Raw genomic sequence first — 15948 nt, 5'->3', positions numbered from 1 at the left:
GCTGCGATTTTTCGATTTTGCTTTAGGGAAAAAAGGCTGAAGACAATCAGAATCAATAGTCGAATTTCGTTTTCACTTGTTCGCCTTCGCGATAGGAGAGAACAAATGCCTTCCAGGGCTCACCGCGAGCGACTGCATGCACGTGTAATTTTTCTACAAGCGCATAGATTTTCGAATGATTGAAATCAGTTTCAGCGTCCCAGATTTCTGAGCCATTTTTTTCAACGGCGAGGTCTGCCTCCATATAGTTCCCCCCCATTCAACGCGGTATCGAAAGGCGTCATAACCGTGAACAATTCCGGCCTCAACCAGCTGAAAAATGGCTGCCACAAGTTCAAAATCTTCAGCAATCACTCTCTCTCCTCCGGAAATTGATTGTTCCAATCATCCCCTCTTCTAAGTGGATCCCTCAGGGACAGACCACGTTTTTACTTAAACGAGGTCTGTCCCAGTATCCTCAGTGATCAAACACAGAACGAATATGTTCCGTGAGTCCAATTAAATCCTCGTATGCCACTGGACCAAGTAAAGGTTCATGAATGGACAAATAGGCCGCTGCCGTCATGTTTGCTTGCAAAGCACATTCACCCACGTCCCACAACCTTGACGGTGCAATCATCCAGTTAATCCCAGGTAGCCCTTCTCGTGACCGGCCAACAAGCGACCATGGTAAAGACCCCTTGTAGCCTTCCACGGCGGCCTTTAACTTGTCGATATCAACCTTGCTAATACACTCAAACCTGAAAGCGATGAAGGGTGGCAGCGCAGAATCATCCTCCCGCTGCATTTCATTCGCGACCCTTACTTTTGGAAAACGCTGTTGATACTTTTGCCACTCCAATACGCCAATTTCAGCAATAACATTCAGGAGATGGCCTTCTTCATTTTCAACTGTCATAAATTAAAGACCTTTGATCCCTCGAGACAGACCGCGTTTATTTAAACGGGGTAAAACGGGGACAGAATACGTTTTTGGAACACTTTCTTAACGTGGTCTGTCCCATTATCCTCCGTCCGAGCGCAGTCTATCTGTACCTGTCAGGTAAACGACAAGAGGCGGCAAGTGCCGCCTGCTGCAATCCCGGGATGCCAGAATGTGTCATCTCGAATCAATACTGGAATTTCGTTTTCACTTGCTCGCCTTCGCGATAAGACATGACAAATGACTTCCATGGTTCTCCACGCTTGTCTGCGTTGGCCTGTAATTCGCCTACAAGACGCAGAATTTTCGCGTCGTTCATATCGGTCTCGACGTTCCAGTCCTCCACTCCGTCCTTCTCAACACCCAGCTCCGTCTCAATGTATCCCTCACCCAACTCGACACCGTAGCTGAATGCATCGTAGCCATGGACGATACCGGCTTCGACTTCCTGGAAGATTTCCTGGACGATTTTTATATCTTCAGTAATCACTATATAACCTCCGGAATTTGATGGGGCTCGTTTTTAAAGAGTACGGTTTTAGCCTTCCCATCAATTATGTAAGTAACTCTCATCGCGTCAGGACGGACTGACCCAGGGTCTTCACGCACGAACCTGACGGTCGTTACACCAACTTTTTTTGATGGATCGTCCAGCGCCTCTCTAACCCTGTTTTCATAGAACACTTTGCGCAGAACCGGGGACAGACCACGTTTATTTAAACGTGGTCTGTCCCATTATCCTCGCGGATCCCCTCGGAATAAAACCACACTGCCCGTTAATTCGCGCTTTTTCCATAATCAAACCCTTCAGGAATATCTGGCCAGACTGGTTTTACGAGCAGCGCATCCAGATCGTCAAAGATGTCCCTGAAAAAATTCGCGAGATCCATGAAGTTCATCCGTGAATGCACCAGCGCCGCCGTCAACATGACATCATCGCCACTCTCCCTGGCGGAGGCCATTTTAGACATACTGAAAAGAGCAATCTCGAGCCTTTCCGCCAACTCGGACTCCCAGTTCAGTTTGTAATCAGCCTCCCAGCTATCGCCATCAAAATCACCGGTCTTTTCTTTTACCAATTGGATGATAAGGTTTTTAACCGACTCGAAATCATTCATCTCAACGTTCTCTTTTTGCACACGGGTATTTTTAGATAGAACCGGGACAACGCCCGGTTCAAACGTTATCTGCCTCCGTTTAACCCGCATGAACCGAACGTAAAAGCCAACGTTATAAAAGGACTTCAATCAAGCGGCGCCCAATACCCACGAAAAGGAGGATCGGGCGCAACCAAACGCCAGACCACTGCGCTGTCGGTGCATTTGTACCAACACTCATCAAACCCCGGACCGGCGAAGCTGTCTGTTACCGGAACGCGTTCCGCAGCCCCACTACTTGATGATTGATCCAAACCACAAAACGATCATATTCGCCCAGCGAATAGAACTGCTCGATTACACACCATTCGCAACCCACCGTGCATACTCCCACCTGACACGAATATTTTTTGAAGCTTGTCGGACAACCACCAAGTGCTCGGCTATCTGAAGACAGAACCGGGACAGAACCTCCCTCCACGCCAGATTCACACCGCCTAAGGCCCTTCGGAAATGATGTCCAACTCGTCCCACAGCATTGAAAGCCCCAGGCTTTTCATGTAAGTACCAAAATCCATAAAAGGTTCAACGCCAACTTTCTCAATTGCAAACCAGATGGCGTCACACTCTGGACATATAAATAGCTCAGTCCCGGTAGCCCTGATACTGGCACCGACAATGTGGTCCTGCTCGCACCTCGGGCAAAGTATCTTCACTGTCCGTATTCTCCGGGCGGAAAGCCTGCCAACCCACTATCAATCATTTCTTCACCTGATAAAACGTAACCACCGGGCCGTAATTCTCATCGGAGTTCGACACCTCGACACTGAATAACTTGTCCGGGAATTTTTCCTTCAGCACCATGCGCCAGGCAAACCCAATGACCTCGCACAACTGAAGAAATATGGCGGTCGACACGCCATCCCCGTATTGACCAAAAACATCGTAGAGCTTCACATAATTCAACAGCCGTTCAGCCTCTGCCATGTCGTGAGAGGCCAGGCTCAAGCAGCGCGCCAACGTTTCTACTGAAAAATTTCGCTCTAGAAAAACGCCCCCTTGAGACAGGACGAACGTCGGGAAGAACAATGTCGAAAACACCAGCATCTGTTCCGGGTGGCATTGATCATTGATATACGAATGCATATCCAACCTCTCCTGATTCGCCCACTGTTTCTTCCAGGCATCATATTTTTCAGTGTCGGTAACCGGGGGAATAGAATTGATCAGTTGCACTGCGTTTGCTCCATGCGGTCGAGGCAATATCAATATGATGGCCAGATACTAGATAGCTGCTGTTTGGGCGTCAATGAAGGGATTCGTCGAAATGCCCGGCTACGTCCCGTCCGGACAAGCCCCCCGCCGCAATAATCTGTAAACTCTCCCCTCTTTCGCCGCCCTTCATTTCCTCGCGGCCATCACCTCTTTATATGTTGCGGAGTCCACCTTGCGTCTGTTCCACACCTCCGACTGGCACCTTGGGCAAAACCTGCACGGCCAGGAGCGCGATTTCGAGCATGCGTGCTTCCTCGAATGGCTGCTGCGCCAACTGCAACTGGCGCAGCCGGATGTGCTGCTGATTGCCGGGGACATCTTCGACACGGTCAATCCGCCGGTCAAAGCCCAGGAACGCCTCTACGATTTCATCGTCAGCGCCCACGAGCAGCAGCCGTTGCTGACCATCGTGATGATTGCCGGCAACCATGATTCCGGCTCGCGGATCGAACTGCCCGCGCCGCTGATGCGCCGTCTGCGCACGCATGCGCTGGGCCGGGTGTTGTGGCTGGATGACGGGCAACTGGATGCCGAACGCCTGCTCCTGCCGTTGCCGGATAAAACCGGCGAAATCGCCGCGTGGTGCCTGGCGCTGCCGTTCCTGCGCCCAGCAGAGGTGACGGGCGCGCATCTGGGCGACAACTATTTGCGTGGCATCGGTCAGGTGCACGAATGGCTGATCGAGGCTGCCAACGCCAAGCGCCAACCCGGTCAGGCGCTGATCGCCATCAGCCATGCACATATGGCCGGCGGTTCGGTGTCAGAAGACTCCGAGCGCAGCCTGATCATCGGTAACGCTGAAGCCCTGCCCGCCAGCCTGTTCGGGCCGAGCATCAGTTATGTCGCCCTCGGCCATTTGCACAAACCGCAGAAGGTCAACGGTGAAGAGCGCATTCGCTATAGCGGTTCGCCGATTCCGTTGTCGTTCTCGGAGATCAGCTATCAGCACCAGATCCTCGACGTCACTCTCGACGGCGAAACCCTGGTCAGCGTCGAGCCGAAACTGATCCCGCGTTCGGTCAATCTGCAGCGCATCGGCCCGGCACCGCTGGCCGAAATCCTGCTGCAACTGGCCGACCTGCCGAACATCGACCTGCTCGCCGAAACCCAACGCCAGCCGTGGCTGGAAGTGCGCGTAACCCTCGACGAGCCACAGCCGGATCTGCGCCATCAAGTCGAAAGCGCCCTGCAAGGCAAAGCTGTGCGCCTGGTGCGCATCGCCGCCGAGTACGCCGGCAACCGAGGCGCTGACGGCGTCGAAGACGGCACCGCACTGATCGAACTTGACCAACTCACCCCGCAAGAACTGTTCAGCCGCGCCTGGCTCGACAACTATGGCAGCGAGGTCGACGAGCAAACGCTGAAGGACTTCGCCGAACTGCTGCAAGACGTACAACTGGAGGGCGAGCAGCCATGAAGATTCTCGCCATTCGCCTGAAGAACCTCGCCTCGCTGGCCGGCCCGTTCGAAATCGATTTCACTGCTGAACCGCTGGCCAGTGCCGGTTTGTTTGCGATTACCGGCCCGACCGGCGCGGGTAAAAGTACTTTGCTCGACGCCTTGTGCCTGGCGCTGTTCGGCGCGGTGCCGCGCCTGAACAACACCGGCCGTGACGCCAAAGTCCCCGATGCCGACGGCGAAATTGCCACCGGCGACCCGCGCACCTTGCTGCGTCGCGGTACCGGCGAAGGTTATGCCGAAGTGGATTTCGTCGGTGTCGATGGCCGTCGCTATCGGGCACGTTGGGAAGCTAATCGCGCCCGCGAGAAGGCCGGCGGCAAGCTGCAGGCCAGCCGGCAGAGCCTGCGCGACATCGATCAGGATCAACTGCTCGCCAGCCAGAAAGGTGAATACAAAACTCAGCTGGAAGCTGCGCTCGGCCTGAACTTCGAACAGTTCACCCGCGCCGTGCTGCTGGCGCAGAGCGAGTTCAGTGCGTTCCTCAAGGCCGACGACAACGACCGCAGCGAACTGTTGGAAAAACTCACCGACACCGCCCTGTACACCCGTCTCGGCCGCCGCGCCTTCGACAAGACTAAAGAAGCCCGCGAAGCGCATAAGCTGTTGCAGGATCAGGCGACCGGCGTGACCCCGTTGGCGCCCGAAGCGCGGGCCGAGTTGGATGAGCGCTTCAACGCCGCGCAACAGCAAATGAAGTTGCAGCAGGCGCAGCTCAAACAGCTTGAGCAACAGCACGGCTGGCTCAAGGATTTGCGTGTGTTGCAGGACGCGCAGCAAGCGGCCGCCGAGCAATTGCACAGCGCGCAACAGCATTCGGAAAGTCTGGCCGGCGAGCGGGTAAAACTGACGCGACTGGAGCAGCTCGGCCCGCAGCGGCATCAGTTCGCGCGCAAAAGCGAACTCGATGCCCTGCTGACGCCACTGGCCGCGCAAATTGCCGCGCACACCCGGCAACATGCCGAACTGACTGAGCGCCAGACGCAACTGGAGCAGAATCTCGAAGCAGCGAAAGTCGCTCTGAGCGAAGCGCAACAACGGCAAAGTGAAAACGCGCCGCTATTGCGTCAGGCCTTCGAAGAGCAAAGCACCCTCGCCCGTCTGGCCAAGGATGTCGCGCAAAGTACCGAAGCCAGGCTCAATGCGCAGCAGGCTTGCACCGAGGGCCAGAATGCCATTCAAGCCTTGCTGGATAAACAGACCCAAGTCGCCGAACGCCTGCAACGCATCGCCGCTGAGCTGGAGCAAAGTACCCATCTGGCACCACTGAGTGATGCGTGGAATGCCTACCGCGATCGCCTGCAACAGTTGATGTTGATCGGCAATCGCTTGAACAAGGGCCAGACCGAACTGGCGAGCCTCGAAGAAAACGCCACGCGCAGCGCCGCAGAGCTGACCACGCAAAAGCAGCAACTGGAAGTACTGTTCAAAGAGGCCGGCGCCGAACCCGACGCCGTCGCTGAGCAGATCGGCATCCTCGGCACGCTGTTGCAGGACAACCGCAAGCAACTGCGCGCCTTCGAAGATTTATCACGCCTGTGGGCCACGCAACAGGATCTGGAAAAGCGCAGCGCCGAGTTGCAACAGCGCCAGCTCAGCGCCCAGCAGGAACGCGAACGTCTGACTCAGGACGGCGTGAAAACCAAAGCCGAGCTGACCGTCGCCGAGCAAACCCTCAACGTCACTCGCGAACTGCTTGAACGCCAGCGTCTGGCGCGCAGTGCCAGTGTCGAAGAATTGCGCGCGCAGTTGCAGGACGATCAGCCGTGCCCGGTCTGCGGCAGCAACGAGCATCCCTATCATCAGCCCGAAGCGCTGCTGCAAAGCCTTGGTCGTCATGATGAAAGCGAGCAGGCCAACGCCCAGCAAGTGGTCGATCAGCTCAAGGAAAAACTCACTGAACTGCGCGCCGAAGTCGTTGGCGTCATTGCTCAGCAGAAAGAACTGCTGCAACAGCAGGAACAACTGGCCGCCCAGCAGCAAGCGTTGGCGCCGAGCCTCGACGCGCATCCGCTGTCCACGCAGTTGTTCAATCAGGACGCCGACAAACGCGATGCCTGGCTCGCCCGGCAAAACGAGCAACTGAACCAGAGCATCACTCAGGACGAACAACGCCAGAACGCCCTGCTCACCTTGCAACAGGATGCCGCGCGGCTGACCCAGCAATTGCGTCAGGCCGAAACCGCGCACCAGCAAGCCGCGCAGCACCTGAGCAATCAGCAGCGCGAGCTGAGCAGCGACCGTCAGCGTCTCGACGAAGAACTCAGCACGTTCGGCAGTTTGTTGCCGGCCGACACCCTGGAAGCCTTGCGCCAGGAACCAGCCGCGACCTTCATGCAGCTTGACCGGCAGATCGCCGAGCGCCTGGCGCAAGTCGAGCAGCAGAAAGAAGAACAGGCCGAGCAGCAACAGCGCCAACAGACGCTGGAGAAAGAACAGGATCGCCAGCAGACCCGCGCACAGCAGTTGCTCAGCGCCGAACAGCAATTCACGGCACTCACCGAGCAACAGCAAACCTGCCAGCAAAAACTCGCCCAGTTGCTTGGCGAGCACAGCAGCGCCGAGCACTGGCAGCAGCAGCTTGAGCAAGCGGTCGAACAGGCGCGCAACGCCGAAACCGCTACCGCGCAGGAACTGCAGAATGTGCGCACGCAACGGGTGCAGATCGCCGCCGAACTCAAGGCGCAACAAGAGCGTTTGCAGGCACTGGAAAACGAAGAGCAGGACCTGGCCGGCAAGATTGCCGAGTGGCGCGCCCGCCACCCGGAGCTGGATGACGGTGGCCTCGAAGATCTGTTGCGAGTCGATGACGGGCAAGTCGCCGAACTGCGCCAGCGCTTGCAGCACAACGAAAAAGCCATCGAACAGGCCAAGGTGTTGTTGCAGGAGCGTGATCGCTTGTTGCTCGATCATCAGGCGCAGCACAACGGCAATCTCGATGCCGAACAACTGGCCAGCGCCCTCGCCGACCTGCAGAACCAGTTCACCGTCAGCGAACAGCAATGCGCCGAACTGCGTGCCGAACAGGTCGAAGACCAGCGCCGGCAAAACGCCAATCAGGCGCTGGCGCAGCAGATCGCCTCGGCCTATGCCGTGTATCAGCGCTGGGCGCGATTGAGTGCCTTGATCGGTTCTGCGACCGGCGACACCTTCCGCAAGATCGCCCAGGCCTACAACCTCGATTTACTGGTGCATCACGCCAACGTGCAGTTACGCCAACTGGTCAAGCGCTATCGCCTGAAACGCGGCGGCAGCATGCTCGGCCTGCTGGTGATGGACACGGAAATGGGCGATGAGCTGCGCTCGGTGCATTCGTTGTCTGGCGGCGAGACGTTCCTGGTGTCGCTGGCCTTGGCGTTGGGGCTGGCATCGATGGCGTCGAGCACGCTGAAAATCGAATCGCTGTTTATCGATGAAGGTTTTGGCAGCCTTGATCCGGAGTCGCTGCAACTGGCGATGGATGCGTTGGACGGTTTGCAGGCGCAGGGCCGCAAAGTTGCGGTGATTTCCCACGTGCAGGAAATGCACGAGCGGATTCCGGTGCAGATTCAGGTACAGCGTCAAGGCAACGGTTTGAGCACACTGGAGGTGAAATGAACACGCTGTACTCCTTCCGCCGCTGCCCTTACGCGATGCGGGCGCGGATGGCATTGCGTTATTCGGGTGTGCCGGTGGACATCATCGAAGTCAGCCTCAAGGCCAAGCCGGCCGAGATGCTGGCGATCTCGCCCAAGGGCACTGTGCCGGTGCTGGATGCCGGTGGGCAGGTGATAGACGAGAGTCTGGAGATCATGCGCTGGGCGTTGGCGCAGAATGATCCGCAGGATTGGTTGCTTGATGGCGACTCGCGGATTGCTGAATTGATCGAAGCAAATGATCAAGGGTTCAAAGTGCATTTGAATCGCTACAAGTACGCCGAACGTTACCCGGAGCAACCGATGGAGATTTATCGGGCTGAGGGGGCGCTGTACTTGCAGAGGCTGGAGGAGCTGCTGACCGATCGCGATTACTTGCTAGCTGATCATCCGAGCCTGGCGGATATCACCCTGCTGCCCTTCGTTCGGCAGTTCGCCCATGTTGATCGTGAGTGGTTTGCGCAGACGCCTTATGTTCGGTTGCAGGCCTGGTTGCAGCGCTTCCTTGAGTCCGAGCTCTTCACTTCGATCATGAAGAAATAACCCTTACCTTCCTGCTTTGATCGTTCCCCACGCTCTGCGTGGGAATGCCTCAAGGGACGCTCTGCGTTCCAATCGGACGCGGAGCGTCCGGGGCTGCATTCCCACGCGGAGCGTGGGAACGATCAACTCCTACAGGGTCAAGCCAGCGCTTGGCACATGCCCAGTGCCATGCAATCTATCTCGAACGGCCCGAGAAAATCAGCCGAGACTTTTACCGGTGGATTGCCGGCCATCAGCCCCAGGGTATTCGCCCGTTCGATGTTGTGCGCGATGGTGTGATTGGCCTCTATGGCGCGGGCCAATGCACCCACCGAGCCTTGGCCGATTCCCAATAATGAAGCGCCGTTGGTGAAGAACGCTAAACCGGCGACAACCCAAAGTCTGTAGCCTTTCATGCTCCGCCAACTCCTGCGAGCTCAGCCCGGTCGACCATCACGCTTTGCGAGCGAACTTCGAACTGCACGCCGGGGTGGGCGACTTGAATCGGCGCTTCAAAACTGTGTTCCATCTGCGAGGCGATGCTGACGACCAACACCACGGCCAGGTAAAGACCGATGGCCAGATAGGCGCCGCGTTTGGCTGAATGAAGGATTGCGCTGGCCATGGTGTTCTCCCGTGGGCATGTTTCGATGCCCACAGAATCAATCAAAAAAGCCGTGGCAACCACTCAGGGTTTGCCATAGTAAACATCAGCTTCGTTGATTATTTAGCCAGTCTATTTACGTGTTGAAGAAAACCTATCAGGCCCATTTTTCGATTCGCCCACACACAAAAGCTGCCGAAGGCTGCGATCTGTTGAGTTTGCTGTACGGATCGTTCCCACGCTCTGCGTGGGAATGTAGCCCGTGACGCTCCGCGTCACTGGACGCAGAGCGTCCCTAGAGGCATGCCCACGCAGAGCGTGGGAACGATCAACAAATTCAACAGATCGCAGCCTTCGGCAGCTGTGGTCGAGGCGAAGATTTCAGTGTTGGGCTTTGTGATCCAGAGCGGCGTAGAAGTTGGCGCTCTGTTGCAGGTATTTCTGGGTGTAGCTCTGGGTGTGGGATTTTTTGCTGTTGATTTCAACGTTGGCACTGGCTGGCAGTACAACGGTAGCGGAGATGGCGGAAGCGGCAATCACGGAGAAGAGATTGAAGTTCATGGCGGTAACCCTCGTGTTCGGTTGGCTTGTTTGCCCGGTTGGGCCGTGAAGCAAACTTAACGCTCGAGGGTTGATCGCTTGAAATGCTTTGTAGCATTACCCGATATCAGCGCGATTAATACAAAGAGGCAGGCCCCGTAAACCGGGGCCTGTGGCTTATTGTCGCACTAGAAACTTGAGGTCGCTCGGCGCGTCCATCGGCAGTTTCTGCACGGTTTTGCCGAGCAGACCGGTCTTGCCATCGCGCTCGACGACGACAATTTCGTTGCTCTTCTGGTTGGCAATCAGCAGGAACTTACCGCTCGGATCAAGGCTGAACTCGCGCGGGTGATCACCTTCCACCGAACGCTTTTGCAGTTCCTTGAGCTGGCCGCTCGCCGGATCGATCGCAAAGACCAGCAGTTGATTGGCGGTGCCACGGTTGCTGACGTAGAGGAACTCGCCATCCGCCGAGGCGTGCAGCGCCGCCGCAGCCTTGTCCGAAGTCGGCTGGCCGGCGGCCAGATCGACCAGTTGCGTCTGGGTCAGCACGCCGTCGTCGTAGTCGAACACAGCGACTTGCGCGCTCATTTCCATGGTCAGCCAGGCGTGTTTACCGTCAGCACTGAACAGCAGATGACGCGGGCCGCTGCCGGCAGGCAATGCCACGGATGCGGTTTTCGCTGGGGTCAACGGCAGCTCCGGGTTGGCCTTGGGATCGAATTGGTAGATGAAGACCTTGTCTGCGCCCAAGTCATTGGAGAACACGTAGCGTCCGTCCGGCGAAGAGACCGTCGAATGGACGTGATTGGAGGCCTGGCGCTCCGGGTTGACCCGGCTCGCCGGGTGCGCGCTCATCTGCACCACCGGTTTGAGTTTGCCGTCAGCACCCACCGGCAGTACCGCCAGCGTTCCACCCGGGTCTTCCACCACCGAGTAGTTGCTGACGAACAAGTGGCTGGCGTCACCGCTGAGGCTCGAATGAGTCGGCTCGTTGCCCAGGCTCTGCACCTGATTGATCAGGCTCAGGGCGTGAGTCTTCGGGTCGATCGAATAGCTGCTGACACGCCCGACCGGGTCTTTCTGGCCGGGGCCGTTTTCATTAACCACGAACAAGCGATGCTGGTCTTTGGACAGGGTCAGCCACGACGGGTTTTCGCTCTTCACCACTTGCAGCGGTTTGGCGGCGATCTGGCCGGTGGCGCTGTCGAAGTTCATGCGATAGATGCCCTGGCTGGTGCCAGCGGTGTAGGAGCCGACCAGCAACTGGAAGCTTTCGGCGTACGCCGTGGACAGGCCCATGGCACCGACGCTGCCGGCCATCAGCAGCGGCCAGAATTTACGCATTTTCATTAGTGTCATCCTCGTCGTCGCTGCTGCTGACTACATCGCCAAGGCAGACCAAGCGGTGTTCGCCAGTGGTTTTGGTGTCGCTGGCATAACCAATGACCAGCCAGCTCTGCAGGTCTTCGTCAAACGTTGCCGCTGCAACCTGCGCCGGCGTGAATTCCCAATGCTTGGCCGCGCGGCCATCGATGCATTCGATGTGCAGATTGTCGTCTTCGTCGAGGGCGAATTCGAAGGCGTGCAAGCCGTCGATTTCGACCATGCCGCAGTGTTCGAGGGCGTTGAGAAGGGTTTGGGCAGTCATGGCAGTAAAGTCTTTCAGGGGGAAACCGGCAATGATAGCTCATTGTGGACTCAATCCCTGTGGGAGCGAGCTTGCTCCCACAGGGGATATTGGCTGTCAGTTACAACGCGTCGCGTGAGGGCTTGCCGTCGACGAGGCGCTGGATGCGCAGCGGGTTGGCGTTCTTCAGCGGCTCGGGCAGCAAGCTGTCCGGGTAATTCTGGAAGCACACCGGACGCAGGAAACGGTCGATGGCCAGCGTGCCCACCGATGTGCCACGGGCATCGGACGTCGCCGGATACGGCCCGCCATGCACCATCGAATCGCACACCTCGACACCCGTCGGATAACCGTTAAGCAGGATCCGCCCGACCTTCTGTTCCAGCAACGGCGTCAGCTCAGGGAAACGTTCAAAGTCCGCCTGCTCGCCAATGATCGTCGCGGTCAGTTGCCCGTGCAGGCCATGCAGCGCAGCGCTGAGTTGCGCCTTGTCCGCCACTTCGACAATCACCGTGGTCGGGCCGAACACTTCTTCCTGCAGCACTTCATCGCCATCGATCAACAGGCTCACATCGGCCTTGAACAATTGCGGCTGCGCCTGATTACCCTGCTGCGGATTGCCGGCCAGATGCTCGATGCCGGGATGCGCCAACAGCTTCTGCAAACCTTTGCCATAACTGCCGAGGGTGCCGGCGTTGAGCATGGTTTGTGCCGGTTGATCGCCGATCAAACCCGCAACCTGCTGCACGAACGCGCTGAACTCTGGCGAGCGGATGCCGATGACCAGGCCCGGATTGGTGCAGAACTGACCGCAGCCCTGCACCACTGAAGCAGTCAAGTCGCGGGCAACCGTTTCCGAACGCTCGGCAAGGGCCTGCGGCAGGACGATCACCGGGTTGATGCTCGACATCTCGGCAAACACCGGGATCGGTTGCGGGCGCGCAGCGGCCATGTCGCACAGTGCGCGTCCGCCTCTGAGCGAACCGGTGAAACCGACTGCCTGAATCGCCGGATGCTTGACCAGCCATTCACCGACGCCCCCGCCGTAGATCATGTTGAACACACCGGCAGGCATCGCGGTTTTTTCCGCTGCACGAATCACCGCGTCAGCGACCAGCTCAGCCGTGGCCATATGACCGCTGTGGGCCTTGAACACCACCGGGCAACCGGCGGCCAGCGCCGCTGCGGTGTCGCCGCCGGCCGTGGAAAACGCCAGTGGAAAGTTGCTTGCACCGAACACCGCGACAGGACCGAGGCCGATGCGGTATTGGCGCAGATCAGGACGTGGCAATGGCTGGCGATCCGGCAACGGCAGATCAATCCGCGCACCGTAGAAATCGCCACGGCGCAGCACTTTGGCGAACAGACGCATTTGCCCGCTGGTACGCCCGCGCTCGCCTTGAATGCGACCGGCCGGCAACGCCGTTTCGCGGCAGACCACGGCGACGAAATCATCACCGAGGGCATCGAGTTCATCGGCAATTGCGTCGAGAAACTGCGCGCGGCGTTCGGCGCTGAGGCTGCGATAGGCCGGGTACGCGGCAGCGGCAGCTTTGGCCGCTGCGTCGACTTCCTCAACCGTGGCCTGAATGAAATCGTGCGGCAACTGTTCGCCCGTCGTCGCATCGACGGAGTGCAGTTTGACGTCGCCAGCGGCGCTGCGCTGACCACCAATGTAGTTGTGACCGAGAATCTGAGTCATGGGATCTCCTTAAAGGGTGCCGATGCTGTCCGGTTCAAATGCCGCTGGAACCGGGACGATGCCGTTGACCAGCGGGGCGCCGAATTCGGCCTGGCTGATTTCGAAGACGTCGCCCGGCTGGGTGCGGATGCCATCGGCGAACGACAGGGTCGCGGTGCCGAAGAAATGAATGTGCACATCCCCCGGACGCAGGAACTGGCTGTACTTGAAATGGTGGTATTCGAGGTTGGCGAGGCTGTGGCACATGTTCGCCTCGCCGCTGAGAAACTCGTTCTGCCAGAGCACTTCACCGTCACGCAGGATGCGACTGGTGCCTGCCAGATGTTGAGGCAGTTCACCGGTGCGAAGTTCCGGGCCGTAACTGCAACTGCGCAATTTCGAGTGCGCGAGGTACAGGTAATTCTTGCGCTCCATGATGTGATCGGAGAACTCGTTGCCCACCGCAAAGCCCAGGCGATAAGGCTTGCCGTCGTTGCCAATGAGGTAGAGGCCGGCCATCTCTGGTTCTTCGCCAGCGTCTTCAGCAAACGGCGGCACCGGGAACGGCTGACCCGGGCGAACGACGATACTGCCGTCGCCCTTGTAGAACCATTCTGGTTGCACACCGGCCTGCCCCGCCGCCGGTTTGCCGCCCTCCACACCCCATTTGAAGATGCGCATGGTGTCGGTCATCGCCGCTTCGTCGCCGGCCTGCTGGTGCATTTTGTCCCGCGCCGAGGCGCTGCCCAGGTGGGTCAGGCCAGTACCGCTGACCAGCATGTGCGCCGGGTCCGGATGGTCAAGGGGCGGCAGGATGCGTAGTTGCGACAGCAACTCGGCGTAGTCGTGGCTGATGCCGAGGCCGAGGGTTTGCACTTGCTGCTCGAGGGTGTTGCCGGCTTCGATGGCGGCGAGCGCCAGCTCGCGCACGCTGCGCGCGTCTAGCACTTCGCGCACCAGATCGTTGTCGACCACGCCGACGCGGCGTTCGCGGTTGCTTAATTCGAATTGAACCAGATGCATGATTTTCTCCTATTCCCTCTAAAAACACCGCCGTTCCACTGTGGGAGCGAGCTTGCTCGCGAAAGCGGTGTATCAGTCACTCACAATGTTGAATGTGATGGCCTCTTCGCGAGCAAGCTCGCTCCCACAAGGGATTTGCGTGAATTCCAGCAGTTAGGTGCGGGTGGCGCCACGGGCGCTGGCGGCGAATTGGTCGACTGGCAGGACGTGTTTGCGTTCCAGCACGCGGTAAACCACGCCCGTCAGGATCAAACCGAACACCATCACTCCAGAGAGGAAATACAATCCCGAAGCCAAATTGCCGGTGTACTCCTTCAACGCCCCAATCACGAACGGCCCGATGTACCCGCCCAGGTTCCCTACCGAGTTGATCAAGGCGATCCCCGCCGCCGCACTCGCGCCGGCAAAGAAGCGCCCCGGCAAGGTCCAGAACACCGCCGTGCAGGAAAACAGCGCAAACGCCACCAGACACAACGCCGCCAATTGCGCCACGGGCAGCGACAGCCACGCACTCAGGAACAGGCCAATCGCGCCCAGCACATACAGAACCGCCAGATGCCCGTAACGATCATTCAAACGATCGGAACTGCGCGGCACGATCAGCAAGCCGATGATCCCGAAGATATACGGCACCGACGACACGAAACCGGTGACCAGATCGCTGCCGCCAAACTGTTTGATCAGCGTCGGCAGCCACAGACCGAGGCCATAAATGCTCAACGTCACCGGCAGATAAAACAGCGCCAGCAACAACACACGTTTGTCTTTCAGCGCATGCAGCGGATTGCCGTGGCGGGTCTGGCCGTACTCCTGCAGATCCTTTTTCAACTCACCGGTCAGCCAGTCTTTCTCGGCTTGATCCATCCATTTCACTTGTTGCGGGCCGTCCGGCAACCAGCGCAGCACTGGCCAAGTCAGGAGGATCGCCGGGGTGCCGATGACGATGAACAGCCACTGCCAGCCATGCAGGCCGAGGACGCCGTCCATGCCGAGTAAGCCGCCGGACACCGGGCCGGTGATCATCATCGCGATCGGCTGGGAGAGGATGAACAGGCCAAGGATCTTGCCGCGATGGCGCACCGGGAACCATTGGGTGATGTAGTAGAGAACGCCGGGGAAGAACCCCGCCTCGGCCGCGCCGAGCAGAAAGCGCATCACGTAGAAACTGTGCGGGCCCTGAACGAAGGCCATGCCGATGGTGATCGCGCCCCAGGTGATCATGATCCGCGCGAACCAGCGCCGTGCGCCGAAGCGTTCGAGCATCAGGTTGCTGGGGATTTCGAGAAGGAAGTAGCCAATGAAGAACAGCCCGGCGCCGAGGCCGTAGGCGGCGTCGCCGATACCGATGTCGGCGCCCATGTGCAGCTTGGCGAAGCCGACGGCGGAGCGATCCACATAGGCGATCAGGTACAGCAGGATCAGGAAGGGAATCAGTTTCAGCGTAATGCGCCGGATTAGCCGCAGTTCCTGGCTCATGAGATCGGTCTCCGATTGTTGTTTTTATAGAACCTCGGGGGACGCCTCTCACGGAAAACCGCCAGGGCCATCCCTCCGTCGAAAA

16 protein-coding genes are annotated in these 15948 nt (G+C 58.3%); 3 read left to right on the top strand and 13 right to left on the bottom strand.

Annotation, left to right across the window (positions count from 1 at the left end):
• Nucleotides 1-52 precede the first annotated feature (52 nt).
• The 5 genes from AB4O11_RS20805 to AB4O11_RS20785 form a co-directional block, all read right to left on the bottom strand.
• Entirely contained in the window at nucleotides 53-244 is a 192-nt protein-coding gene (locus AB4O11_RS20805) for a hypothetical protein (protein WP_460128272.1), read from the bottom strand.
• Between the two features lie 213 nt (nucleotides 245-457).
• Entirely contained in the window at nucleotides 458-898 is a 441-nt protein-coding gene (locus tag AB4O11_RS20800; protein ID WP_460090623.1) for a hypothetical protein, read from the bottom strand.
• Nucleotides 899-1109: 211 nt separating this feature from the next.
• Nucleotides 1110-1412: a hypothetical protein gene (locus AB4O11_RS20795; RefSeq protein WP_175554550.1), complete on the bottom strand. Its 303-nt coding sequence runs from the start codon at nucleotides 1410-1412 to the stop codon at nucleotides 1110-1112.
• Between the two features lie 286 nt (nucleotides 1413-1698).
• Nucleotides 1699-2040, bottom strand: a complete 342-nt coding sequence (locus tag AB4O11_RS20790; RefSeq protein ID WP_134173654.1) for a hypothetical protein — start codon at nucleotides 2038-2040, stop codon at nucleotides 1699-1701.
• Between the two features lie 738 nt (nucleotides 2041-2778).
• Nucleotides 2779-3255, bottom strand: a complete 477-nt coding sequence (locus tag AB4O11_RS20785; protein ID WP_427119435.1) for a hypothetical protein — start codon at nucleotides 3253-3255, stop codon at nucleotides 2779-2781.
• 211 nt (nucleotides 3256-3466) lie between these two features.
• Between AB4O11_RS20785 and AB4O11_RS20780 the strand changes: the two genes are divergently transcribed.
• Genes AB4O11_RS20780 through AB4O11_RS20770 form a run of 3 tightly spaced genes read left to right on the top strand, consistent with a single transcriptional unit; the run spans nucleotide 3467 to nucleotide 8930 of the window.
• Nucleotides 3467-4711: an exonuclease SbcCD subunit D C-terminal domain-containing protein gene (locus AB4O11_RS20780; RefSeq protein ID WP_460128269.1), complete on the top strand. Its 1245-nt coding sequence runs from the start codon at nucleotides 3467-3469 to the stop codon at nucleotides 4709-4711.
• The gene (locus tag AB4O11_RS20775) at nucleotides 4708-8349 is read left to right on the top strand and encodes an SbcC/MukB-like Walker B domain-containing protein (protein WP_460128265.1); all 3642 of its coding nucleotides are present in this window, start codon (nucleotides 4708-4710) and stop codon (nucleotides 8347-8349) included. The genes AB4O11_RS20780 and AB4O11_RS20775 overlap by 4 nt, the downstream gene beginning before the upstream one ends.
• The gene (locus AB4O11_RS20770) at nucleotides 8346-8930 is read left to right on the top strand and encodes a glutathione S-transferase (protein WP_460128263.1); all 585 of its coding nucleotides are present in this window, start codon (nucleotides 8346-8348) and stop codon (nucleotides 8928-8930) included. Before AB4O11_RS20775 ends, AB4O11_RS20770 begins: the two co-directional genes overlap by 4 nt.
• Before the next feature lie 137 nt (nucleotides 8931-9067).
• Here the strand turns inward: AB4O11_RS20770 and AB4O11_RS20765 are convergent, their stop codons facing one another.
• From AB4O11_RS20765 to AB4O11_RS20730, 8 genes are all read right to left on the bottom strand, one after another.
• A complete protein-coding gene (locus AB4O11_RS20765; RefSeq protein ID WP_093437845.1) occupies nucleotides 9068-9325 on the bottom strand; it encodes a hypothetical protein in 258 nt (85 codons plus the stop codon).
• On the bottom strand, nucleotides 9322-9534 hold the full coding sequence (locus AB4O11_RS20760) for a hypothetical protein (protein WP_093437841.1): 213 nt from the start codon (nucleotides 9532-9534) through the stop codon (nucleotides 9322-9324). Before AB4O11_RS20760 ends, AB4O11_RS20765 begins: the two co-directional genes overlap by 4 nt.
• 360 nt (nucleotides 9535-9894) lie before the next feature.
• Complete coding sequence (locus tag AB4O11_RS20755) at nucleotides 9895-10074, bottom strand: hypothetical protein (RefSeq protein WP_007917967.1); 180 nt, start codon at nucleotides 10072-10074, stop codon at nucleotides 9895-9897.
• 156 nt (nucleotides 10075-10230) lie between these two features.
• A complete protein-coding gene (locus AB4O11_RS20750; protein ID WP_460128260.1) occupies nucleotides 10231-11406 on the bottom strand; it encodes a lactonase family protein in 1176 nt (391 codons plus the stop codon).
• Nucleotides 11393-11704, bottom strand: coding sequence for a DUF5629 family protein (locus AB4O11_RS20745; RefSeq protein ID WP_186624256.1), 312 nt, complete (start codon nucleotides 11702-11704; stop codon nucleotides 11393-11395). Before AB4O11_RS20745 ends, AB4O11_RS20750 begins: the two co-directional genes overlap by 14 nt.
• Before the next feature lie 100 nt (nucleotides 11705-11804).
• Complete coding sequence (locus tag AB4O11_RS20740) at nucleotides 11805-13385, bottom strand: aldehyde dehydrogenase (NADP(+)) (protein ID WP_460128256.1); 1581 nt, start codon at nucleotides 13383-13385, stop codon at nucleotides 11805-11807.
• 9 nt (nucleotides 13386-13394) lie between these two features.
• The gene (araD1, locus tag AB4O11_RS20735; RefSeq protein WP_460090616.1) at nucleotides 13395-14387 is read right to left on the bottom strand and encodes an AraD1 family protein; all 993 of its coding nucleotides are present in this window, start codon (nucleotides 14385-14387) and stop codon (nucleotides 13395-13397) included.
• 153 nt (nucleotides 14388-14540) lie between these two features.
• Nucleotides 14541-15863 (bottom strand): MFS transporter, encoded by a 1323-nt coding sequence (locus AB4O11_RS20730; protein WP_038368111.1) that lies wholly within the window; start codon nucleotides 15861-15863, stop codon nucleotides 14541-14543.
• Between the last annotated feature and the right edge of the window lie 85 nt (nucleotides 15864-15948).

It is taken from the genome of Pseudomonas sp. H1_D05 (assembly GCF_054682705.1).
Note: the sequence above shows the minus strand (reverse complement) of the source record. Positions and strands in the feature narration are given on the sequence as shown.